Below are 22,611 nucleotides of genomic sequence, written 5' to 3' on the forward strand. Positions count from 1 at the left end.
TTGCTTCTTACCTACTTGGTGGCTTCGACCCGGTCGAGATGCAGCAGAACCTGCACCGCGACGGGTGAGCCGTCGAGGCTTCGCCTGGTTGCACCGGCGATGCGTTCGGCCGAAGCGGTGAATCCGGCGACGTCGATCGCCGGATCTGCGGTGACGACAATCGACAGCGTCGGCAGGCCGCGATCGATCGTCGCTTTGCTTCTGGTGCTTCGCACGCCGCTCAGCTGGGCGAGTTCGGCAGCTACACCGTCGGCAACCGGTCCGAGGTCCACGCTGACGTCGGTACCGGATTCGTTGTGCCGCAAAGTGACTGCGCTCGTTCGGCGCCGGCGAAGGTTCAGGTACAAAAGCCCGAAACCGGTGACGACGCAGAGAACAAAGGTGCCAGAGAGGACCCAGTGCCACCAAGGTTGCTCCGGAAGGCCGAAGAGGACTTCCCGATCAAGTCGTGACACCCAGGTTCGAATCAGCGAGGCACCCGCGTCCCACGCGATGGCGTATGCGCCGGCCGCAAGCAGCGCGATTCCGACAATGAGGACGATGGTCCGATCGACCGCGGAGATCCAACGGTTCACGAGGCGTCCTTTCGTCGGACTGCGGCTTCTCGTCGTGCGGCGGCTTCTCTCACGACCACCGAAAGTTGCAGTGGCTGCTGCAGTATCGCGAGGTGAGGCCGAACGGCTTCGTCGACGGCCGCGGCAAGTTGGGCGCGATCGCCACCGGTGGATTCGACGTGGACTTTGACGTGTTTGCGGTCCACGCTGGTGTGGGCCGAGCCGACGCCGGGAACGATCGCCGCGTGGCTACTGCACAGACGTGCGATGTCCGTCGGTCGCATCCATACCGTCGATGCGCTCGGGTTACCCAGTGGTACATGGGTTTTCGCGCGGCGTTTGATCGCAGACATGATCAGGACCACGCCCGCGACGACGGCGGCGATTGCAACCGGAAGCAGCCACGGTTGCCAGTGCAGGCGCGACGTCCATTCCACGGAGTTTCGGATCCAGGGTGCCGATTCGAAAGTTCCACGGTTGATGAACCATTCGCGGGAGACCACGAACGCGAGTGCGAGTAGGCCGCACGCGATGACGACGGCGGAGACCGCGGCGGCCGGGTTCGCGGAGGGAACCCGCGGTGGAATCGGAGCCGAGAGCGCCTCCTGTGCAGGGCCTTCCGTGATCTCGGCGCCGGAAACGCAAGAATCGTCGGCGCCCTCGGTTGCCGCAATCATGACGTTCATGTCGTGGAGGGGCAGGCCGGTCAGCGACTCGACGCTGCGTCCGACTTCCGCTCGCACGCGCCCGGTCAGTTCGGTGACCGAACACGGCCAGGACACGGCGAGGAAGAGGTTGATGGCGACGGCGTCGCTGCCCATCGAGATGTCGGCTCGCGGAAGGTCGCGCCCGGTCAAGCGGGTCAAACCGCCGGACTGGCGGACCACTCCCGGGACGTTTACCGCTGCGGCCGTGGCGATCTTGGCCATCGCCCGGTCCTTGATGACCAGCGAACCGCGTAGGCCGGGATCGTCTGCCGCGCTCGAATCAACTGGCTCAGCCACGGCCACGGCTTCGAAGGATCGCGCCGAGATCGAGATGTCCGTCGCGGTGTGCTCCGATCGCCATACCGGCGGCGCCGAGCAGGACTGCGAAGACGAATCCGCTGAATCCACCCATGATTCCGGCGAGCGCGAGGAGCAGACCGACCAGCAGTCCGACGGTGGTGCTGTTCATGTCAGTTCCCTTCTCGAATGTTCGGTGCAATGTCGGTGACGCTGGAAGGCTCGGTGACTACATTCTCGGAGATATCCGGCAGGTACCCCGCTGTCGACAGGTCTCCGACGGTGACGTCGACCGGTACGTCGACCAACTGCGCCACCACAGTTCGGACACGTTCGGCGACGCTGCGAACGTCGGCCGGGTAGTGAACGGAAATGTGCACCGCACAGGAGTTTTCGTCGACGACGACGCCGGTGATTCGGCGTCCTGGGAGGTAGGTCCCCACCTCACCGAACTGTCCGCCGTGCAGATCTGCCACTTCCGGGATCGCAAGAACGGCGTCGGCGACAATCTCGGCCGCGTCGATCTCGCGGCCGGCGTCGGCGGTACTCACTGAACCCTCGGCTTGGCTTCCGGATCGGTACTGCCGCCGCTCTCGGCATCCTCGAAGAGCATGACGTCGAAGACGGTGATGTTGACCTCGGTGACCTCGAGACCCGTCATGCTTTCGACTGCGGCAATGACGTTTCGGCGGATCCCTACCGCCAGTTCGTGGAGTGCGACGCCGTACTCGGCGACGATTCCGATGTCGATGGCGGCTTGTTTCTCGCCCACCTCCACCGCCACGCCCTGGGCATGGTTGACGCGGGCGCCCGGTATGCGGTCGCGAAGTGCCCCCACCGCACGCGCTGTGCCCCCGCCGACGTCGTACACGCCGTTGATCTCGCGGGTCGCGATACCGGCGATCTTGGCGACCACGGCGTCGGCGATGATCGTCTTGCCCTGGGTGCTGACTAGTTCCGCGCCACCGTCGGCGCCGAATCGGACGCTGTTCTTTTCACTGGAATCGCTGGTCATGGGGGCTCCCTGCTCATGTGTCAGTGCGTGCGTCTGAAGTACTTACAACTGTAGTGACTGGTCGGTGGCCATGCGGGATGCACCACACCTACTCCGGCATTTCGTATGGCAGAGTCGGAGGCAAATAGTGACGGCGTTCATAGTGGGCGCTGCAAGTGACGTGGGTCGGACAGGGTGGTACGTGGTGGCACGGATAGTGATCGTGGGTGCGGGTTTGTCGGGACTGCGAACCGTCGAGGAACTACGACGAGCGGGTTTCGAGCGCGAGTTGACGCTCGCCGGTGGGGAAACGCATCTGCCTTACGACAGGCCTCCGTTGTCGAAGGAAGTGATCCGCGGTGACAAGGACGAGACAACGCTGCGCCCGGCCGAGTTCTACGTAGAGAACAAGGTGGACCTCAAGCTCGGTTCGCCGGCAACCTCGGTGGACACTGCTGCCAAGTCCGTGGCGTTCGCCGACGGATCCACCCTGGACTACGACGAGTTGATCATCGCGACCGGACTGACTCCGCGTCGGATCGCCGGCCTTCCGGAGCTGTCCGGAGTGCACGTTCTGCGCTCCATCGATGAGGCGTTGGCCCTTCGCGCCGACTTGGCTCCCGGCAAGCGCGCGCTGATCGTCGGGGCCGGCTTCATCGGTTGTGAACTGGCCGCGAGCATGAAGTCTCACGGCGTCGACGTCGTCCTGCTCGAACCCCAACCGACACCGCTGGCATCGGTGCTGGGCCCTGTCGTCGGCGCTCTCGTCGAACGTCTACACCGGAACGAGGGCATCGACGTCCGCGTCGGCACCGGCTTGACCTCGCTGTCCGGCGAGGGAGCGGTTGCCGCCGCGACCTTGAGCGACGGTTCGGAGATCCCGGTCGACGTGGTGGCGATCGGAGTCGGCTCGGTGCCAGTCACGGGATGGCTCGACGGTTCGGGGATCGAACTCGACAACGGAGTGCTCTGCGACGGCGTCGGCCGCACCAGCACCGAACACGTCTGGGCGGTCGGCGACGTCGCGTCCTGGCAGATCGGCGATCGACGCAAGCGTGTCGAACACTGGACCAACGCGGGGGACCAGGCCAAGATCCTGGCAGGCGCCATCACCGGAACCGGTGATCCGGATGCGCCGGCGCAGGTTCCGTACTTCTGGAGCGATCAGTACGACGTCAAGATCCAGGCGTTGGGGACCGTCGCACCCACGGACACCGTTCACATCGTCAAGGACGACGGCCGCAAGTTCGTCGCCTACTACGAGCGCGACGGTGTGCTGGCAGCTGTCGTCGGCGGAGGTAGCGCGGGAGCCGTGATGAAGATGCGTGCAAAGATCGCGGCCGGCACGCCCATCTCGGACGTGTTGGAGTCCACACCAGCCTGAACGGATGAGGCAGGTCCGGTTCCGAGACGATAGATTTGTGCGGTGATCGTTGCACTCATCGACTCGGGACTGGGCCTGCTCCCTACCTCTGCGTGGCTCAGACGCCTGCGCCCGGATCTCGATCTGGTGCTGTCCCTGGATCCGGACGGCGCCCCCTGGGGGCCCAAGCCGGAGCCGTGGGTCATCGACCGGGTCCTCGGTGCGGTGCGGCGGAGCCTCGATCGTGGAGCTCAGGTCATCGTTCTCCCATGCAATACCGCCAGCGTCACAGCGCTGCCGCACGTCCGCGAACTCGTCGGACCGCAAGTGCCCGTCATCGGAACCGTGCCCGCGATCAAGCCCGCCGCCGCCGCGTGCGATTCGGTGGCGATCTGGGCGACCGCCGCGACAACTGCCAGCCGGTACCAAGCCGATCTGATCGAGCAGTTCGGCAACGGCGCCAAGGTCGTCGGGGTGCCGTGCCACGGCCTGGCCGATTCGATAGATCTCGGTGATCGCGCGGCCGCACTTGCTGCCATCGATTCCGCAGTGGCCCGTACCCCGGACGACGTCAGCGGCGTTGTCCTCGGGTGCACCCACTACCCACTGCTTGCCGACGAAATCGCAGCGCGGTTGCCGGCGGGCGTCACACTCTTCGACAGCGCGGAAGCCGTTGCACGACAGACTTTGCGGCGGATCGACGGGCTCGGCGCCGCGGGCGTGGGATCGGGAACCGTCGAGGTATTTGTGAGCGGGCGGCCGGGCGCGCTACCGCCCAGCGCCGAAGCCTTCGACGCCGGGCGGTTGTTGGGCGCGATCAAAGCCTGATCCAGCCTGTATTCAGCCATTCATCAATGGGCAGCTACACCGCTCTGTCAATGGGCAGCTACGCCGCTCTGTCAATGGGCAGCTACGCCGCCGTGACCCCCGTGATGCATCCGCGCACTCATCACCGGCATCGCACTCACCGCGACCACAACTGTCAGAACCCCGACAACCCAGGCCGTCCACGACGCACCGCGCAGAGCGTCGAAGTTCATGACCCAGGGTGAAATGAACATCAAGACGCCGAAAACGCCCATCGCGTAATCCGCCATGGCCAGGTCCGGACGTGCCATGTGCGCCAGACCCGACAGTGCAACCAGGACACCCAGGACGACGAGTGACCACATTGCCCGATCGGTGGTGTCGAGCCACATCGGCGAGAGAGCCGCAAAGACGCCGAGAACCACCGCGACGGCATCTTGCATTCGATTCCACGACTTCATGACGAGACCTCCAAAGACGAGAGTGTGTCCACCTGTAGTACACGCCCGCGGAAGATCGAGATCAACTCTCCGCCAATTGCATTCGCGTTGCAGTTAGGGTCGATACGGGGGCTCGAATATCAAGATTTGTGACCATTCGTCCGGATTACCACGAGCCCACGCGGCGCGCTTGCCGCGATATGTCCCGAGAGTGCCATGAGGGTGAGAGTGGTGAATGCGATAGCGGCGGTGATCATGGGTGGTCCTTTCACTGACTGTCCTCGAGTGTCGTCTGCCGACCTGTGGCCGAGCAGGGCACACGGTGTGAGGACGCTGAGAATCGAAGAGTCAGCGCGGGCGGCCCGTGAGAAGGTTCTGGGGTGACGCAATCGAGTGCCCAGGACGTGATCGAGCAGTTGGCCGATCTCGCGGATCCCGCAGATGCCGTCCACCTTCAGCGGTTCTTCAAGACGGGGCCGGGGGAGTACGGCGAGGGTGATGTCTTCATCGGAGTGCGAGTGCCGAAGACGCGTTCGGTGGTGAAGAAGCATGTGGGCCTCGCGTTGCCTCAGATACGCCTCCTTCTCGACAGCGACGTTCACGAGCACCGGTTGGCCGGGCTGCTGATCCTGGTCGCTCAGTTCGAAAAAGTCAGTCGCCCAAAATTTTTCGACGACGAGAGTCGCGCCCGCATCGCCGACTTCTATCTCACCGCTGTCGAGGACGGGCGGGTGAACAATTGGGATCTCGTGGATTCGTCGGCCGGCCAGATTCTCGGCGGCTGGCTGTACGACCGAGATCGCCGGCTGATCTTCGAGCTTTCCGATTCGGGTGACCTGTGGCGACGACGGGTGGCGCTGCTGACGACGTACGGATTCATCACTCGCGGCGACGCGTCGACCACGCTCGAGCTTGCCGCGCAGGTGCTGGGTGATCGACGAGACCTGACCCAGAAAGCGATGGGCTGGATGCTCCGCGAGGTGGGCAAGCGGGTGGATCGGGATTTGTTGACCGGCTTCCTTACTGAGAATGCAGCAGACATGGGACGCACGGCGCTGAGCTACGCGTGTGAGCACTTGACCGCAGACGAGCGCGCGCACTTCCGGGCAGCCCGCTAGACGACTACCGCTCGGTAGGTTGTGGGACGATTCTCGGTATGCCCGCCACCCGTGTCGAGGCGTCTCGAATTGTGACGATCGGTTCACTGATCGCTGCCGGCGTCGCAGCTCTGTGTTATCTCGTGTACTCCGTTCGAGCCGTCGAACCCGTTGATTTTCTCGTCTACCGTTATGCCGCCCAGGCATTTGCCGCAGGCTCGAACATCTACGAGAGCAATCTTGTCGGCCCGTTGATCGTCGACGAGGGCATGCCGTTCACCTACACCCCGTTCGCGGTGATCTTCCTCTGGCCGACTGTTCTCTTCGACTGGTGGACTGCCTATCTGCTGTGGTCGGGGCTGTGCATCGCGGCCGTCGTGTGGACGGTCGCAAGGTTTACTCCCGCTAGCGTCCCGAAGCGGCCCCTGGTCATGGCAGCATTGGTCCTGGCCGTGTCGGTGACGCCCATCGTCAGTGCACACATCTCCTTCGGCCAGGTGAACCTGGTGCTGATGTTGCTCGTCCTGTTCGACGTGACCCGCCGGGAGGATTCGAGATTCGGCCGATGGATTCCGCGAGGACTTATGATCGGCGTCGCGGCTGCGATCAAGCTGACGCCCGCTCTGTTCGTCGTCTACTTCGTCGTGACGAAGCAGTGGCGGCTCGCGATCTGGAGTTCGATCGGATTTGCCGCGTCAACGGCCGTCGCAGTACTGGTCGACCCGGCCGTCAGCTGGACCTTCTGGTCGGACGTCGTCTGGAATCTCAGTGATCGGGTGGACTTGAGCGGGCAGGCGATCGCGAGTGCCGGCAACAGTTCGCTGCAGGGTGGACTTGCGGCCCTGGGCACCTGGACGGCGGCGCTGGCGATGCCGTTGACCGTGCTGTGCGCGGCGGCAGCGCTCTGGGTCGCCCGAGATGTCTATCGCGTCGGGCGTGCGGTTGATGCGGCGTTGGTGATCGGATTGAGTGCGCCGATCCTGTCGCCGATCAGCTGGATTCACCACTGGGTGTATCTCGTGCCCGCTGCAGTCACGGTTCTCTTTCGGCTTCGATCGCCCCTGCAGTTCGGTGCGGCCGCTGTGGGGTTGGCCGTCGTCTATTGCGGGCCGAGCATGGGGCAGCAGTTCATCGAGACATCGCCGCTCCTGCTGCCGCTGGGGTTGGTCCTTCGTGAGGGCTTCCTGATCGTGACCCTGGTGCTGATTCTTGCGTTGTGGCGGTTGCCCACAACGGCGCCGGAGTGGGTTACGGGGCGGGACTCGGAAGATGGCGTGGATGATGGCTCAGAAGATGACAAAGCCCCCGATTCCGCAGGGAATCAGGGGCCGTCATGCGTGGAAGCAGGGCTTAGAACTCGATCTTCAGGTGATCGGTGATCGGCTTTGCCTGGCAACCGAGGATGTAACCGTTCGCCACGTCCTCGGCGTCGAGGATTTCGGAATTGTCCATCTGAACTTCGCCTTCGGTGACGGTGCAGGCACACGAGCCGCACTCACCTTCCTGGCAGGAATACGGTACGTCGAGGCCCTTGGCGAGCATGATGTCGACGAGCGTCTGCTTGCGCGGCCAGACGAGGGTGTGGGTTTCACCGTCCAGTTCGACCTCGACAGTCGCGGCGTCGGCTGCTTCCTCGTCGGAGACCTCAGCTACCTCGACGTCACGGAACGGGTCGCCGGCGAGTGAATTGAAGACCTCGGCGTGAACCTGCGTGCGGGGCATGCCGGCCTCTGCCAGTGCCTTGTGGACGGCGTCCATGAAGGGGCCGGGGCCGCACATGAAGGCTTCGTACGAGACAAATGGCTTGGCCAGCGTCGCCAACTGCGAGACGGCGGGCAGTCCCTGCACGGTTTCGATCCAGTGGACCACGGTGAGGCGGCCGGGGTGTTGCGCCGCCAACTCGCGAAGTTCGGCGCCGAAGATGACGGACTTCTCGTCGCGGTTCGCGTAGATCAGCACGACATTGCCGCTGCCCTGCGTGAGGGCGGACTTGAGGATCGAGATCACCGGAGTGATCCCGCTGCCCGCACCGAAGAGCAGGAAGTCGTGATCGAGCGACTTGGGCGTGAAGACACCTGACGGCGGCAGCACTTCGATGGTGTCGCCGACCTGGAGCTTGTCGCACAGCCAGTTGGAGCCGTAGCCGTCGACGGTTCGCTTGACGGTCACTTTGGGGGCGTCGTCGGTGAAGGGCGAACTGGCCAGGGAGTAGCAGCGAGCGACCGAGCCGGTCTGATCGCTCGGGATGCGCAGGGTCAGGAATTGACCGGGCTTGTAGTCGAACTTGTCCTTCAGTTCTGCGGGAATTTCGAACACCAGCGACCGGGCGTCGGAAGTCTCTTCGATGACTCCGGACACGGTGAGTACCGCCGATCGCGAGCTGTGCGGTACCTCGACTGTCGTCATCGCGAAGCTAGTCCTCTCGTGAAGCTGGGTAAAGCGCAGGTCAGTGAAGTGCAACATCTAGAACGTGTTCTAGTTCAATGTTAGCAGTGATGAAAAGCTACTGGGGATCGTAGTCGCCGAGCAACACGTTCCCGATCAGCGGGAACCACCTCGGTCTGATCGGGCCGTCCTGGCAGTCCGGGGCGGGGCCGACCTGCCCGAACGGGCGGTTCGCGGGCGGCGTCCGGGCGGTTGAGCTGCCGAAGCCTGTGCAGGGGCTGTTTGTCGGTACACAGTGGAAACCAGGTGAGACGCCGGTCACAAAGAATCGGCTCGAATCCCTCCCGCAGTCACATTCGTGCACATCCCCGAGGAGATACCGATGGCTATCGAGCTCAACCAGATCTGGGACTTTCCCATCAAGGAGTTCCACCCCTTCCCACGCGCCCTGATGGGTGTGGGCGCTCACGACATCATCGGTGTGGAAGCCAAGAACCTCGGCTTCAAGCGCACCCTTCTGATGACAACCGGTCTGCGCGGTTCGGGCATCATCGAGGAACTGGTCGGCAAGATCGAGTACCAGGGTGTCGAGGTCGTGCTCTACGACAAGGTCGAGTCGAATCCCAAGGACTACAACGTCATGGAGGCCGCGGCTCTCTACCAGAAGGAGAAGTGCGACTCGATCATCTCGATCGGCGGTGGTTCGAGCCACGACGCCGCCAAGGGAGCTCGCGTCGTGATCGCACACGACGGTCGCAACATCAACGAGTTCGAGGGCTTCGCCAAGTCCACCAACAAGGAGAACCCGCCGCACATCGCCGTATCCACCACGGCCGGTACGGGTTCCGAGACGTCGTGGGCGTACGTCATCACCGACACGTCGGACATGAACAACCCGCACAAATGGGTCGGCTTCGACGAGGCGACCATCGTCACCCTGGCGATCGACGACCCGCTGCTCTACTACACCTGCCCTCAGCACTTCACCGCGTACTGCGGCTTCGACGTACTCGCGCACGGCAGTGAGCCTTTCGTGTCTCGTCTCGATTTCGCGCCCTCGCTCGGTAACGCGATCTACTCGGTCGAGTTGGTCGCGAAGAACCTGCGCGAGGCTGTCTTCGAGCCGCGCAACCTCAAGGCTCGCGAGGGAATGATGAACGCGCAGTACATCGCCGGGCAGGCCTTCAACTCCGGCGGACTCGGCATCGTTCACTCGATCTCGCACGCGGTCAGTGCCTTCTTCGACAGCCATCACGGTCTGAACAACGCCATCGCGTTGCCGCGTGTGTGGGAGTACAACCTGCCTTCGCGCTACGAGCGCTACGCCCAGTTGGCCGGTGCACTCGGTGTCGACACTCGTAACCTCACCACGGTTCAGGCTGCAGATGCTGCCGTCGAGGCGGCCATCCGTTTGGCCAAGGACGTCGGTATCCCCGACAACTTCGGTCAGGTTCGTACCGATTCGTACGCGAAGAATCAGATGAACACCAAGAAGTACGAGGGTCGTGGTGATGTCATCAAGGGTGACGAGAAGACTGTGCGCGCCATCTCCGAGCACATTCAGGACGACTGGTGCACCCCGGGTAACCCCCGTGAGGTCACCGTGGAGTCGATGATCCCGGTTGTCGATCACGCGATCAACAAGTCGTACTTCTAGCAGGGCCTCCGGCCCCGTGCGCGCTTAAGGAGTCCAGAGACTGCTTAAGCGCGCACGGGGGGCTTGCCCCCATGAAAGGTGTTCAATGTCCAATCGCAGTTTCTCCAGCGGAATCGAAGTGAAAGATGCTCTGCGAGAGCAGGACTACATCGCGGACGACGAGTTTGCGGTAGTCGTTCATCTGGCGACGGCGCTGGGGCGTCCGCTCCTGCTCGAAGGGCCGGCCGGTGTCGGCAAGACGGAACTGGCGAAGTCTCTGGCTGCGATCGGGGGCCGCAAACTGGTGCGATTGCAGTGCTACGAAGGGCTGGACGACAATCGCGCCCTGTACGAATGGGACTACGCGAAGCAACTCCTGCACGTGCAGATGCTCCGCGACCGGATCAGCGATCAGGTGTCCGAGTTCGACAGCGTCGCCGAAGCGTCGAAGTTTCTGGCCGATCAGGATTTCGGTTTGTACTCCGAGAACTTCTTGTCCGTGCGGCCGCTGCTCGAAGCGATCCTCTCACCCGAACCGGTGGTGCTCCTGGTCGACGAGGTGGACCGCACCGAGGAATCGATGGAAGCGTTGCTACTGGAGATCCTTGCCGAACAGCAGATCACCATCCCCGAGGTCGGCACGTTCGTGGCCCGATCGCAGCCCTGGGTCATCTTGACGTCCAACGACACTCGCGAACTCTCGCCGGCTCTCAAGCGGCGCTGTCTGCATTACCATCTCGGCTATCCGACGTCGGAGCGTGAACGCGAGATCGTCACGGCCCGAGCACCGGAGGTAGATGCGGCCACGGCCACGGAGGTTGTCGAATTGGCTCGCATCCTGCGTGATCTCCCGCTGCGCAAGAGCCCGTCCATCTCGGAGGTCATCGACGCTGCCAGAGCCGCAACAGTGCTCGCGGCCAGCGGATTCGACACCGCCTCCGACGCCAAGGTGCGCGACATCCTGCTCACGGCGTTGCTCAAGTACTCGTCCGACGTGACGCTGGCCAAGGAGCGATTCGACGGAAAGCTTCTCGAATCATCTTCGCGCGACGGTGGTGAACCGATCGAGCGAGCCACTGTGGCAAGCAAACCCGCCAACACGACGACGGCCGTGTTCCGGGGAACCGGCGGACGCGACCCCCATCAACAGGGAATCCGCGGCGGCAGCGGAATCCGTTCGACGCGATGACGACGCTCGGTGGCCTCGCCGTGTGGCAGCCGTCGTTTGTTCTCGACGTGGTGTCCGCGAGCTTCGGTCGATTGCTGAGGGCGGCCGGAGTTTCCGCGTCACCGGCCGAGGTCATCGAGGTTCGGCGTGTCCTCGCGATGGTCGGCGCCTCGGATCGCGAGACATTGCGAGCGTGTCTCCGGGCAGTGTGCGCCAAGTACTCTCACGAGCAGGCCGGTTTCGAGCGGGCGTTCGACGCGCTGTTCCGGCCGGCCGCAGGCAAAGAACACGCCGAGCGGATGGCATCGCGAGCCGAGGTGGCGGACGGTCTGCCCACCGCGCTCGGGATCGACGAGGATCAAGAAGTTGGTCGGTACGCCGAGTACAACGAGCGTGCGGCCGAGGTAGGCGACTACTTCGACACTCCGGAGGCGGAGAAGGGCTTCAACCCTCACAAGGACGACGACGATGTGTCGATGACGTCGAGTGACGCCGAACTGTCGGTCGATACCGGTTCGGAGACCGGTCGACGCGGGGTCAGTTACACGGTCGACGTGGACCGTGCAGCCTCGGCGGTGGTCGGTGACCTCAGTACCAGTGTTGCTGCAGCAGTAGTCGGTTCGTTGTCGTGGGACGATCCTACGTCCATCCTGGCCTGGCTGGACGCCTACGACCCGAGCAAGGCGTACGCGGACGTCTCCGACGACGGACCGTTGACGCAGGCGCAATTGAATCGGCTCGTCGAGGCAGTCGAAGCGTTTGTGCAAGCGCTCTCGGCCGCTGCGCTGGCCGAATCCGCTCCCGATGCGCCGGACAGTGAATCTGCTGCCGGTGCAACGCACAACGACATCGAACTCGCGTGCCACGAGGTGCTTCGGCGGATGCGAGGTCCGTCCAGGCCTCGACCCCGTGAGCGCTCTCGTGGGCATCTCGACATGCGCCGCACGGTCCGTTCGAGCCTGCGTACCGACGGAATACCCTTCCATCTGGTCGTGAAAGCCCCTCGCCCCGATCGTGTTCGGCTGCTTCTGATCGCAGACGTGTCATTGTCCGTGCGCCCCATCACCGCGTTCACTCTGCGGATGGCTCAGGCAATGCATCGGCGGGCAGATCGTTGCGAAGTACTCGCATTCGTCGATCGTCCGGTCGACGTGACCGAGACCCTTCTCGCCAGTAGTGGTGACGGCGCACTGGCCGCGGTACTCGCGCACCCGGGTCTGGATCTGGAAGCCAGCAGCGATTACGGGCGGGTGCTCACAGAATTGTTGGACGAGCACGGAAACACCTTGAACTCACGGACGTCTGTCATCATCGTGGGCGACGGTCGGTGCAACGGGTTGCCCCCGCAGGCGGACAAGCTCGAGGAACTCCGCCGAAAGGTCCACCGTCTGGCCTGGATCACGCCGGAACCACAGCGTTACTGGAACCAGGCATCGTGCGCGATGCCGGAGTATTCGGAGATCTGCGACGAGGTTGTTGTTGCCCGAGATGCCGCGCAACTGATGGCAAAGGCCGCTGAACTGGGGCACGCACTTCGCTGATGTCAGTGCACTTCACCGATGTCACTGCGCGATCTGTCGTGAACTAGTTTGATCTCATGTCCGAAATCAGGGGATCGATCTGGCGACCGATCGCGGCGCTGACAGTGCTCGGCGCCGTGTGTGGGGTTGTGGCGCTCGGCGTGTTTCAGTGGTGGTGGAAGTCGTTGGCGTCACCGCACATTCTCACCGGAGGATCCTATCGGGAACCGTTTTCCGAACCGACATACACCGGACCCATATTCATGGACCTCTTTCCGGCAGAACCTGCCCCGTGGTTGTACTCGGGACTGGTCCTCGGACCGACTGTGGTCGGCTTGCTCGCCGGGATCGTGTTCGTGGTCTTCGTCCGGTGTAATCGCGCGCAGAACCGCGCGAGTACACCGGACGAATCATCAGAGCGCTAGCAACGCGCGCGAGCGCAGGCGAGGGTCTGCCAACGGACGTAGCGCCAATCGCAGCAGGACCAAGGCGTTGTCGTCGCCGGCGATCCTGTTGACTTTCAACGTATTGCACTCGACGCACTGGTGAACGAGCATCCATTCACCGTCTTGCCGGACCGACAGGGACAGCGCCGCCATTGCGCCTCTGCACTGTTGTGCTCGGTCGCCGGGAATGCGTCCATCGACGTGTCGGCTTGCCAGACAGTTCGGGCAGTGGTTCCGATGGGCGGTGCCCGGCGCCGCAGTGGAGATGTCCAAACGGCATGTGAGACAACGGAAGCTCGATCCTTGTTCTCCGCCGATTCCGTGCAGTACGTGCTTGGCCCGTTGCGGTGCCCGCCGCGCGCGGGTGCTGGGATTCCTACGTGGCATCTGATTCCCCTTCACAAGTCGCCGAAGGCTTCGAGCGGGAAGGGCGGTTGCGCGAGCGGCCGCACTGCCATTCTCATCAACAACAACTGGTTGTCGTCTCGGCTGACGGGGTTGGAGGTGAGTTCGAAGCATTGTGCGCAGCGGTGGATGATCATCCAATCGCCACTACGCAGCACCGCGATGGAAATGGGGGCCATCCGCATTCCGCAGTCTGACGGCCCACCTTCCACCTGGTCGAACAGGTGTCGGGAATGCAGGCAACTGGGGCAATGGTTTCGGCGATCGCCGTCGGGGCCGTGCGTCATGACGGTGAGCCCGCACTGAACGCAGGAGAAGGTGTCGGTATTCGAGATGGAATTGTGTGATCGAGGCACTGGAGAACTCCTAGCTGAGTGAACAAAGCAGGTAGGAGCAGGCCGAGGGGGCCTCGCGGCTGTCAGTCCGTCGTTTGGAATCAGGTTCCGCGGATCAGTAGGTGATCTCGAGGATTGCGGACAGGGCAGGGGCGAGAGGCGCGCTCGGCGCGGGCTGGGTCATAAACACCTTCTGAATCGGTTCTACGGGCCACTCTGGCCGCAACCGAAAGTACAGCGGGACCTTCTCGCCGCGCCATTCATTTTCCCGAGACGCCTTACCTGCCCGAACGGGTAGGTAAGCGCCTCTCCTTCGGTGGGTGTGCCCCGTCTGCTGTCCGCGTAGGCTCGGGGCCAGCGATTGTAAGGTGGATCACACCAGTTTGTGCACGTGGGAGTTGATGCGCTGAGAGCGACGGATGCGAAATCCCGACCGGAGATCTCAGAGCAGCGAGAGGAGAGTGGGGTCGTGTCCGTGGCTTATCCGGATGCTGTGAACCACGGTGTTCATCGCCGCGGTACTGCTGCTCGACTGGTCAAATTTCACGCCCCCGAGATCGTCTTCGGCATCGGTTCCCTGGTCGAGGCAGCACACGCGACTCTGAGGTTCGGCGGGTTCCGACCGTTCCTGGTCACCGATCCCGGTCTGATCGACGCCGGATGGGTCAGCGAACTCGAAGGCCATCTCACCGAGCAGGGGTTGACCGCGACGGTGTGGTCAGGGCTGACGCCCAACCCCAAGGACTTCGAGATCGCGGCCGGATTCGAGGTGTACCAGGAAGGCGAGTGCGACGTCATCATCGCGCTCGGCGGCGGTTCCGTCATCGACGCGGCAAAAGGTGTGGCAGTCCTCGCTGCCAACGGCGGCAACATACTCGACTACGAGGGTGTAGATCAGGCGACAAAACCGATCCCGCCGTTGGTGATGGTTCCCACCACGTCCGGCACCGGCGCGGACGTGTCGCAGTTCTGCATCGTCACGGACACGACCCGCGGCACCAAGATCACCATCATCGGCCGGGCTCTGGTCCCCGATGTGACGGTCATCGATCCGCGGTTGCTCACGACGATGCCCGAGTGGCTCAATGCTGCAACGGGATTGGATGCACTGACGCACGGTATCGAAGCCTTCGTCTCGCTGGCGCACAATCCGTTGACCGATCATCACGCGCTCCGCGCTGTCGGGCTGGTGACCGAGAATCTGGTGCACACGATCCAGGACCCGATGGAGATGGAAGCGCGGTCGGTGATGGCGCAGGCGAGTCTCGAGGCCGGGTTGGCGTTTACCAACGCGATACTCGGCGCCGCGCACGCGATGAGCCATCAGGTGGGCGGCATGCTCGACCTGCCGCACGGCGTCATCAACGGAATTCTGTTGCCCCACGTCATCCGGTTCAATTCCACGACGGACGCTGCCCCCTTTGTTGCCATCGCTGCGGCACTGAGTCTTCCCGAGCAGCACGGCACCCCGGAGGAAGCAGCGCTGGCGGTGGCCGATCGGGTCGAACGGCTCGCGCGTGAGGTCGGCGTGCCGAAGGGGCTGGGGGAGTTGGGTGTTCGAGAGGAAGATCTGAGTAGGCTCGCCAGCTTCGCTTTGCTCGACGCCTGCATGTCCACCAATCCCCGGGAAGCGACGCAGGAACAGATGGTGGCGTTGTTCAGAGGTGCCTTGTGAAGATGGACGCTGTGAAGATGGACGCTGTGAAGAGGGACGCTGTGAAGTGGTGGAGGCGATGACCGCGGACCTGTCCAGGCTCACCGGATTGCGGTCGGGTAAGAGTTCGTTCTACCCGCAGTATCGCGGTGCGGCCGAGCGCCTCGAGCGCGTCGTACATGCGCTGGAATTGATCTCGCGGGCTTTGGTGCGCACCGTCGAGGGCCCGGAAACTCTGGTCTGTGCGGTCGCGGAAGCTGCCCGCGCTCATCTGAGTGCCAACTGGATAGTCTTCGCCTTGGCCGACGGGACCTTGCCCGACGCCGGGCCCCGGCGATTGGTCCTCGGTCCGGATGCGACGCCGTTCCTGGTCGACAATGTGGAGGGGCCACCGCTTCCGGAGGATGTCGTCGAATGCCTCGACGACATCCGTTACGGCAGAATCGAATCCAACTCGGTGATCGACGCTCACTACGCGTTTGTGCCGATCGTGCTCGGCGGTGGTGTGGTCGGCGCCTTTGCGGCCTGGACGCCGGCCAACCGGACGCTCGATACGACGGACGGGGCCGTGCTCAGCATTCTGGCCAGCCAGACTGCTGTGGCCCTGCAGAATTCGGCGCTCTATCAGCGCGGACAGTTACTGCTCGAACGTGCTGAAGATGCGTACGCGGAGGCCAATCGCACGGCGGCCGATCTTGCGGTGCGCAACAGCGAATTGGAGTCCACTCAGCGTCAGTTGGGAGTGGCGCACCGACATCAGGTGGTCGACGACGAACGTCACCGGATCGCCCGCGAACTTCACGACAGTGTGACGCAAGCGGTGTTGTCGGCCGGCATGCAGATCGAGGTCTGCCGCAGCGACATCCCGGAGGCCGAGCGCAGTGAAAGACTGGACTTGGCAAAGGATTTGACCAGGCGGGCAGTCGAGCAGCTTCGTTCGGCGATCTATGCTCTCAATCATTCCTCGGACGCGGACCGCACGTCGCTGCCAGAGATGCTCGAGCAGCTCGGCGTGGTTCACATGCCCGACGAGTTGGCGGTCAGCGTTCGCGTCGGCGGTACCCCGACAGAACTTCCGGGCGATGCCGAACACGCTCTTCTGCGGATCGCCGGGGAAGCCCTGTTCAACGCAGCGGTCCATGCTCACGCGAATCGGGCAGTACTCCGTCTGACCTATCGGGCGGACTCGGTGTTGCTGTCGGTCTCCGACGACGGTGACGGCGACCCTGCGCGAATGCGTCTGATCCTCAAACTCGCAGCCACCAACGATCTCGACGGCCGCCATCGCGGTCTCGCGAACATGCAGGCGCGAACACTCGAGTTGGGTGGTGCGCTCGAAGTACGTCGCGCGCGGATCGGTGGGATTCAGATTCTCGTGCGACTACCACTGCCGTTCGACTCGGGCATGGAAAACCTTTGCTCCACCACTGAAATCGAGAGCGAGGAATCATGACCACTGCGCGTCCCGTCATCACCCGCGGAGCATCGCCGGTTCAGGGATTGGTTCGAATCGTCCTGGTCGACGACCATGCAATTCTGCGGCAAGGGCTCCGCTCGGTGCTCGAGCGCGAAAGCGACCTCGAGATCGTGGGGGAGGCGTCGTCCCTCGCCGAGGCGCTTGCCGTCGTCGACAAGGTCGGCCCGGACATCGTCCTGATGGATCTCAAACTCTCCGCAAGCTCCGACTACGAGGGGCTGACCCTCTGTGGCCAATTGTCGTCAGCGCATCCTGGGCTCGGACTGTTGGTTCTCACCACCTTTCTCGATGATCAACTGGTAGTGCGAGCGGTGCACGCAGGTGCTCGCGGCTATGTGGTCAAAGACGTCGACACCACCGAGCTGGTGCGGGCGATCAGAGCGGTCTCGCGAGGCGAGAGTGCGTTCGATTCTCGCAGCGCATCGGCTGTCGTCCGTTCGCTCAACGGACAGTCGGCAACCAAGGAACGATTGACCGATCGCGAGCTAGAGGTACTGCGGCTTCTCGCAAACGGTTTGTCCAACATCAAGATCGGTGAGCGATTGTTCATCTCACCGACCACTGTCAAGTTTCACGTCAGCAACATCATGCGCAAACTCGAGGTGAGCCGACGAGCGGAAGCTGTCTACGCCGCGAGTAAGCAAGGTCTGATCTAGCTTCGGTCGGAGACCGTCCAGGCGCGTAGTGCCTGATGCTGGACGAGGAGCACGCTCGAACGAGTTGTGCGGAGAGTCGACGCGGTCATGTCGGCAGTCAGACCGACCGCGATTCGAAGTACCAGAACCTCACGTTGGTCGTCGGTCAGGCGACGGGGGCGTTTGAATTGCCTGTTGATGTTGTGTGACTGGGGAATTGCCGCAATCCGTTGCGATGCCAACTCGTACGCAAATGTCTCGATCCGCGTGTCGGCCGAGATCGTGCCGGACATTCGTGTGACGACGTCCAAGGTGCATTGGTGGGCGAGATCGTCGGCGAACGGTGCGACAGACGTTCCGAGAAGTCTGGCGCGATAGTAGAGAACGACGCGAGGGTGCAACCGGGCCAGGAGTTTCGAGAGTGCATGGTGATCGCCGGCGAATGCCTCGGCGGCGGTGCGATTCAACGAAATCGATCGTTCACAGGTTTCGGGTGAAGCGGTGTGTGCGAGGGGCGGAGTCGGTGAAGTGTTCGCGCCCCTGATCGACAGCTTCATCAACAACTCCTCGGGTACACCGCACCTGACCATGCTGGACCGAGAATTGAGGTACCCCGCCGAAATTGCGGGTAAACCCGAAGTTACCTGCCAGGTGTCCGGTCTTTTCGCCGGGAGCGCCAGTCCGCGAGCATGCGCGGCATTTCCGCGGCCATGAAGTCGAAGAAGTCGCGCAGATCGGCCATCCGATCGCCGGCCGTGGTTCCTTCGCCGAGGACTCGAATTCCCTCGTCCGCAACTGCCGAGACCTGATAAAGGGAGGACTGTTTCGTGACAAACGCGTCGGCCCACATCTCGACGCTGACGCAGTAGTGCTGACGCCTCGACCCGGGGACGGCCACACGCTCTATCAACCCGACTTGCTGGAGGTATCGGACAGCTCCGGAGATGGCGGCGGGGCTCACTCCCAACCGAGATCCGAGATCTCCCGGTGTGGACGAGGGCGTCTCGCTGGTCATCAGCGCGGCCCAGACGCGTGCGGGCATCGGCGGAAAACCCATGTCGCTCAGCACGAGTGAGAGTCGCTCGACATAGTGTCGGCTCTCGTCCGGGACGACGGTATGGCTGGTGTCGGTCATCGGAACCTTTCGATCTTTCCTTCTTTTCTATCTTCACACATTTGTGAAATCGGCGTACGGTCAAATTCATGGGTGCGGCAATTTCAGTGAAAAGCCTCGTCAAGACCTTCGGTACCACCCGCGCGCTGGACGGCCTCGATCTCGACGTCTCGACGGGTGAAGTACACGGATTCCTGGGGCCGAACGGCTCCGGAAAGTCCACCACTATTCGTGTGCTTCTCGGCCTGCTCCGCTCTGACTCCGGGGACGCAACCGTCCTCGGCGGCGATCCGTGGCGAGACGCCGTGACTTTGCATCGACGGCTCGCGTACGTACCCGGCGACGTGAATCTGTGGCCCAACCTCACCGGCGGGGAGGCTGTCGACCTGTTGGCCGGTCTGCGCGGTGGTCTGGACCGAAAGCGGCGCAGCGAGTTGCTCGAGCGCTTCGAGCTGGACCCGACCAAGAAGGCGCGTACGTACTCGAAAGGTAACCGGCAGAAGGTTGCACTCGTTGCTGCCTTTTCGTCGGACGTCGACCTTTACGTCCTCGACGAACCGACATCAGGACTCGACCCGTTGATGGAAGCGGTATTTCAGGACTGCGTCGAGGAAGTGGCTCACGCCGGGAAGACGGTTCTGCTGTCGAGCCATATCCTGGCCGAGGTAGAGGCATTGTGCGATCGCGTGAGCATCATCCGCGACGGGCGGACGGTGGAAGAGGGAACACTCTCCGAACTCAGGCATCTCACCCGCACATCCGTCTCGGCGGAGACGGTGCGCCCGATCGGTGGACTCGACGGACTCGGCGGTGTCCACGACGCGGTAATCGACGGTAACCACTTCACCTGCGAAGTCGACAGCGCACAACTCGGGCCACTCATGACGTACTTGGTCGGCTTCGGGATCGTGGCGCTCACTTCCACTCCGCCAACGCTCGAAGAACTCTTCTTGCGGCACTACGGTGACGAGCGGGCCAGGGAGACTTCGGTCCACCTGCGGGCCGAGACCGGAGTATTGCCATGACCGTCGTTGCCGAAGCCGCTCCACCGGTACCGGCGTCGGCAAGTCAGTTCACCGGCACGCGCCGACTGGTTCGGTTGGCTTTGCGACGGGACCGGATCCAGCTTTCCGTGTGGGTCGTCTCGATCGTGCTGTTCATGCTGCTTGTCGTCGCCAGTGTGACCGGGCTGTACACGACACCCGAGGAATTGCGAAACATCGCAGTCAGTTCCGCGGTATCGCCGGTGGCGCTGGCAACCAACGGAATCGTGTCCGGCGATTCGCAGGGCGCGATAGTCGCCAGTCAGTCGGTGCTCGTGTTCGCGTTGGTGGCGGCATTGATGAGTACCCTTGCGGTGGTTCGCCATACGCGACAAAACGAGGAGACCGGCCGTGCCGAGATGATCGGTGCGGCGGTGGTAGGTCGGCGAGCGCTCTTGACCTCCGCGTTGATTGTCACGGTCGGTGCGAATGTGGTTCTGGCACTGGGAATTGCACTGGGATCGATCGCCGTCGGCCTGCCGGTCGGCGGTTCGCTCGCACTGGGCGCGTCGATCGGCGGTACCGGAATCGCGTTTGCCGGAGTGGCGGCAGTGACGGCGCAGATCACCGACGGCGCTCGTACGGCCAACGGGTTGGCGGGCGCCGCGATCGGTGTCGCCTTCATGCTGCGCGCGATCGGTGACGTCAACAGTACGGTCGTCGACGACGGAACTCGCGTGGTGAGCGGTTGGTTGTCGTGGCTCTCACCGATCGGGTGGGCACAACAGATCCGACCTTTCGACGACGACGCCTGGTGGATCCTGTTGTTGTTGATCGGATTTGCGTCTGTGCACGTGGTGGTGGCTTTTGTTCTCATCGGCCATCGCGATCAGGGAGCAGGACTCGTTCAGCCCCGACCCGGCCCGCCGGCCGCGGCATCGTGGCTACCATCGGCTTGGGGCCTGGCGTGGCGCATGCAGCGAATGACGATGTTCTGGTGGATCTTTGCCGTCGTCATACTCGGATTCGCGTACGGTGCTGTGGGCAACGAGATCGACGCGATGGTGGGATCGTCGCAGCAGACCGCAGAGATGTTCGAGAAACTCGGTGGCGGCGGTACGGATCTGGTGGACTCCTACTTGGCCACCGCTCTCGGTCTCACGTCGATAGTCATCGCGGCATATTCGGTCCAGAGTCTTCTCCGTATGCGGGGCGAGGAAACCTCGGGACGGCTCGAACCGTTGCTGGCAACCTCGCTGTCGCGGCGGAAGTGGATGCTGTCCCACTTGGGGGTGGTTGTCGGCGGCGTGATCCTCGCGCACGTCTTGATGGGTGCGTTCACCGGATTCGCCTTCGGGCTCGTCACGAATGACATCGGCGGCAACACATTTCGGATGACCGGCGCGGCGTTGGCGTATCTGCCTGCGGTGCTTGTCGTCGTGGGGTTGGTGTCGTTGGCTTTCGGACTGTTTCCGACGTATGCGTCGTCCCTCTCCTGGGGAATCTTGGCGGCATGCATCGTGCTCGGGCAACTCGGTACGTTGCTGAAACTTCCGCAGATAGTGCTGGATCTGTCGCCGTTCACCCACGTGCCGGGTGCCCCTGCCGAGCCGGTGACAGTTCTACCAATTCTGGCAATGATCGTTGTGGCAGTAGTGCTTTCGACAGCATCGCTTGTTGCGTTCCGTCGTCGCGACCTCCAGGTGTAGTCGAGCTGCACTCAATTGGGAGTTCAACTCAGAATTCGACGAAGCTGGCGAGCCCGAGCAGCAAGCCGTCCGGTCGAGTCGAATAGTTCGGATTCGTCAACACAGAGAGTGTCTGTCGCCCAGGCAGTCCCGTGGCGCAGGCGATACCACGGTGACAGCGTTCGGGGATCTGCCGTGAGGTGCTCCGGGATGAAATGCGCGGTGAACTCGATGGTCGGAATGGCCACGGGCATCGTCAGTGTCGCGAACAGTCCAGGTGGAAGTGCATCGAGCAGGACCGCCGCACGCTCTTGCGCCGTGAAATCGAGATCTGTGAGCAGCCGGATCCAGACGTCGAATTCGGGGGAGTCACCACCGGCGAACGGCCTCGCCGAATTGATCGGCCGAATGTCGAGGTGCTGGGCGAACGGCACAAAATCCACCGGGATCTCCAGTGGCGGCAGGGTTGACGGGTCGGCCGAACTCGGCTCGACTCCGGGGGCGGACAGCGTCGTGACTCCTGTGTCGCGGGCTAACCGAACAAGGGCGGATCCTGCACCGGTCAGCGTGACGTGGCAACTGACGGTCCGCCCGCCCCGCATCTCGCCGACAGTCAATTCGGCCGGCCCCGGAGGGACGGGGCGGTCCAGGTGTGCCGTGACTGCCAGCGGTTCGGCTCCGGACGCGTCGGCGGCGACTCGCAGCATCCGTGCTACGGCAAGTCCGCCCTGAATGCCGTCGAAACTCCGCCAGCTGGAGTCGAATTCGGTGTGATGACGCGCTGCGTCGGTCGGCGACGTGGCCGTCACGGATGCCTGACTAGTAATTGCCATAGTCAGCAGATTAGATGCTGACTATGGCAATGGCAAGCCAGGGTCTATTCGGGAGTGCTGGACGACCCACCGA

25 protein-coding genes are annotated in these 22,611 nt (G+C 63.1%); 13 read left to right on the top strand and 12 right to left on the bottom strand.

Annotation, left to right across the window (positions count from 1 at the left end; translation table 11 throughout):
• Positions 1 to 11 precede the first annotated feature (11 nt).
• The 5 genes from ACFQ6H_RS15260 to ACFQ6H_RS15280 are packed head-to-tail and all read right to left on the bottom strand — an operon-like array spanning position 12 to position 2,573.
• Positions 12 to 575 carry a hypothetical protein gene (locus ACFQ6H_RS15260; protein WP_378537689.1) on the bottom strand — a complete coding sequence of 188 codons (564 nt, stop codon included), beginning with the start codon at positions 573 to 575 and terminating at the stop codon, positions 12 to 14.
• Positions 572 to 1,564, bottom strand: a complete 993-nt coding sequence (locus ACFQ6H_RS15265) for a DUF6286 domain-containing Asp23/Gls24 family envelope stress response protein (protein ID WP_378548717.1) — start codon at positions 1,562 to 1,564, stop codon at positions 572 to 574. Before ACFQ6H_RS15265 ends, ACFQ6H_RS15260 begins: the two co-directional genes overlap by 4 nt.
• Positions 1,551 to 1,730 (bottom strand): hypothetical protein, encoded by a 180-nt coding sequence (locus ACFQ6H_RS15270; protein ID WP_003942043.1) that lies wholly within the window; start codon positions 1,728 to 1,730, stop codon positions 1,551 to 1,553. The genes ACFQ6H_RS15265 and ACFQ6H_RS15270 overlap by 14 nt, the downstream gene beginning before the upstream one ends.
• A gap of 1 nt (position 1,731) precedes the next feature.
• A complete protein-coding gene (locus tag ACFQ6H_RS15275; protein ID WP_378548720.1) occupies positions 1,732 to 2,109 on the bottom strand; it encodes a hypothetical protein in 378 nt (125 codons plus the stop codon).
• Positions 2,106 to 2,573 (bottom strand): Asp23/Gls24 family envelope stress response protein, encoded by a 468-nt coding sequence (locus ACFQ6H_RS15280; protein ID WP_003941912.1) that lies wholly within the window; start codon positions 2,571 to 2,573, stop codon positions 2,106 to 2,108. Before ACFQ6H_RS15280 ends, ACFQ6H_RS15275 begins: the two co-directional genes overlap by 4 nt.
• A 184-nt stretch (positions 2,574 to 2,757) precedes the next feature.
• On the opposite strand from ACFQ6H_RS15280, the gene ACFQ6H_RS15285 reads away from it, so the two are divergent.
• Entirely contained in the window at positions 2,758 to 3,936 is a 1,179-nt protein-coding gene (locus ACFQ6H_RS15285) for an NAD(P)/FAD-dependent oxidoreductase (RefSeq protein WP_378647029.1), read from the top strand.
• A gap of 42 nt (positions 3,937 to 3,978) precedes the next feature.
• Complete coding sequence (locus ACFQ6H_RS15290) at positions 3,979 to 4,743, top strand: glutamate racemase (RefSeq protein WP_378447216.1); 765 nt, start codon at positions 3,979 to 3,981, stop codon at positions 4,741 to 4,743.
• Positions 4,744 to 4,814: 71 nt separating this feature from the next.
• Here ACFQ6H_RS15290 and ACFQ6H_RS15295 read toward each other — a convergent pair whose 3' ends face one another.
• Positions 4,815 to 5,183: an SPW repeat protein gene (locus ACFQ6H_RS15295; protein WP_378647031.1), complete on the bottom strand. Its 369-nt coding sequence runs from the start codon at positions 5,181 to 5,183 to the stop codon at positions 4,815 to 4,817.
• 359 nt (positions 5,184 to 5,542) lie between these two features.
• Between ACFQ6H_RS15295 and ACFQ6H_RS15300 the strand changes: the two genes are divergently transcribed.
• Positions 5,543 to 6,280 (top strand): DNA alkylation repair protein, encoded by a 738-nt coding sequence (locus tag ACFQ6H_RS15300; RefSeq protein ID WP_378647033.1) that lies wholly within the window; start codon positions 5,543 to 5,545, stop codon positions 6,278 to 6,280.
• Positions 6,281 to 6,318: 38 nt separating this feature from the next.
• A complete protein-coding gene (locus ACFQ6H_RS15305) occupies positions 6,319 to 7,638 on the top strand; it encodes a glycosyltransferase 87 family protein (RefSeq protein ID WP_378647035.1) in 1,320 nt (439 codons plus the stop codon).
• On the opposite strand, the gene ACFQ6H_RS15310 is transcribed toward ACFQ6H_RS15305, so the two are convergent.
• Entirely contained in the window at positions 7,610 to 8,665 is a 1,056-nt protein-coding gene (locus ACFQ6H_RS15310) for a 2Fe-2S iron-sulfur cluster-binding protein (RefSeq protein ID WP_378447219.1), read from the bottom strand. The two genes, ACFQ6H_RS15305 and ACFQ6H_RS15310, sit on opposite strands and share 29 nt — an antisense overlap.
• A 361-nt stretch (positions 8,666 to 9,026) precedes the next feature.
• Here ACFQ6H_RS15310 and mdo point away from each other — a divergent pair, with 361 nt between their 5' ends.
• From mdo to ACFQ6H_RS15330, 4 genes are all read left to right on the top strand, one after another.
• On the top strand, positions 9,027 to 10,301 hold the full coding sequence (gene mdo / locus ACFQ6H_RS15315) for an NDMA-dependent methanol dehydrogenase (protein ID WP_003942095.1): 1,275 nt from the start codon (positions 9,027 to 9,029) through the stop codon (positions 10,299 to 10,301).
• 85 nt (positions 10,302 to 10,386) lie between these two features.
• Positions 10,387 to 11,469, top strand: coding sequence for an AAA family ATPase (locus ACFQ6H_RS15320; protein WP_378647037.1), 1,083 nt, complete (start codon positions 10,387 to 10,389; stop codon positions 11,467 to 11,469).
• Entirely contained in the window at positions 11,466 to 12,989 is a 1,524-nt protein-coding gene (locus ACFQ6H_RS15325; protein ID WP_378647039.1) for a VWA domain-containing protein, read from the top strand. The genes ACFQ6H_RS15320 and ACFQ6H_RS15325 overlap by 4 nt, the downstream gene beginning before the upstream one ends.
• A 56-nt stretch (positions 12,990 to 13,045) precedes the next feature.
• Positions 13,046 to 13,393 carry a hypothetical protein gene (locus tag ACFQ6H_RS15330; protein ID WP_054187805.1) on the top strand — a complete coding sequence of 116 codons (348 nt, stop codon included), beginning with the start codon at positions 13,046 to 13,048 and terminating at the stop codon, positions 13,391 to 13,393.
• On the opposite strand, the gene ACFQ6H_RS15335 is transcribed toward ACFQ6H_RS15330, so the two are convergent.
• Entirely contained in the window at positions 13,382 to 13,801 is a 420-nt protein-coding gene (locus ACFQ6H_RS15335) for an RNHCP domain-containing protein (RefSeq protein ID WP_378638446.1), read from the bottom strand. The two genes, ACFQ6H_RS15330 and ACFQ6H_RS15335, sit on opposite strands and share 12 nt — an antisense overlap.
• An 11-nt stretch (positions 13,802 to 13,812) precedes the next feature.
• Entirely contained in the window at positions 13,813 to 14,175 is a 363-nt protein-coding gene (locus ACFQ6H_RS15340) for an RNHCP domain-containing protein (protein ID WP_378638450.1), read from the bottom strand.
• Positions 14,176 to 14,623: 448 nt separating this feature from the next.
• On the opposite strand from ACFQ6H_RS15340, the gene ACFQ6H_RS15345 reads away from it, so the two are divergent.
• The 3 genes from ACFQ6H_RS15345 to ACFQ6H_RS15355 are packed head-to-tail and all read left to right on the top strand — an operon-like array spanning position 14,624 to position 17,941.
• Positions 14,624 to 15,829: an iron-containing alcohol dehydrogenase gene (locus ACFQ6H_RS15345; RefSeq protein WP_378447225.1), complete on the top strand. Its 1,206-nt coding sequence runs from the start codon at positions 14,624 to 14,626 to the stop codon at positions 15,827 to 15,829.
• A gap of 58 nt (positions 15,830 to 15,887) precedes the next feature.
• Positions 15,888 to 17,261, top strand: coding sequence for a histidine kinase (locus ACFQ6H_RS15350; RefSeq protein WP_378647042.1), 1,374 nt, complete (start codon positions 15,888 to 15,890; stop codon positions 17,259 to 17,261).
• Entirely contained in the window at positions 17,258 to 17,941 is a 684-nt protein-coding gene (locus tag ACFQ6H_RS15355; protein WP_378647044.1) for a response regulator, read from the top strand. Before ACFQ6H_RS15350 ends, ACFQ6H_RS15355 begins: the two co-directional genes overlap by 4 nt.
• On the opposite strand, the gene ACFQ6H_RS15360 is transcribed toward ACFQ6H_RS15355, so the two are convergent.
• The gene (locus ACFQ6H_RS15360; RefSeq protein ID WP_378647046.1) at positions 17,938 to 18,477 is read right to left on the bottom strand and encodes an RNA polymerase subunit sigma; all 540 of its coding nucleotides are present in this window, start codon (positions 18,475 to 18,477) and stop codon (positions 17,938 to 17,940) included. The two genes, ACFQ6H_RS15355 and ACFQ6H_RS15360, sit on opposite strands and share 4 nt — an antisense overlap.
• An 83-nt stretch (positions 18,478 to 18,560) precedes the next feature.
• Positions 18,561 to 19,055: a GbsR/MarR family transcriptional regulator gene (locus tag ACFQ6H_RS15365; protein WP_378537730.1), complete on the bottom strand. Its 495-nt coding sequence runs from the start codon at positions 19,053 to 19,055 to the stop codon at positions 18,561 to 18,563.
• 68 nt (positions 19,056 to 19,123) lie between these two features.
• Here ACFQ6H_RS15365 and ACFQ6H_RS15370 point away from each other — a divergent pair, with 68 nt between their 5' ends.
• Both ACFQ6H_RS15370 and ACFQ6H_RS15375 read left to right on the top strand, forming a co-directional pair.
• Entirely contained in the window at positions 19,124 to 20,059 is a 936-nt protein-coding gene (locus ACFQ6H_RS15370; protein WP_378537732.1) for an ATP-binding cassette domain-containing protein, read from the top strand.
• A complete protein-coding gene (locus tag ACFQ6H_RS15375) occupies positions 20,056 to 21,726 on the top strand; it encodes an ABC transporter permease (protein ID WP_378647048.1) in 1,671 nt (556 codons plus the stop codon). Before ACFQ6H_RS15370 ends, ACFQ6H_RS15375 begins: the two co-directional genes overlap by 4 nt.
• A gap of 23 nt (positions 21,727 to 21,749) precedes the next feature.
• Here ACFQ6H_RS15375 and ACFQ6H_RS15380 read toward each other — a convergent pair whose 3' ends face one another.
• Entirely contained in the window at positions 21,750 to 22,538 is a 789-nt protein-coding gene (locus tag ACFQ6H_RS15380) for a thioesterase family protein (RefSeq protein ID WP_378647050.1), read from the bottom strand.
• Positions 22,539 to 22,611: the final 73 nt, after the last annotated feature.

The organism is Rhodococcus sp. NPDC056506, assembly GCF_042794945.1.
Classification (GTDB): Bacteria; Actinomycetota; Actinomycetes; order Mycobacteriales; family Mycobacteriaceae; genus Rhodococcus_F.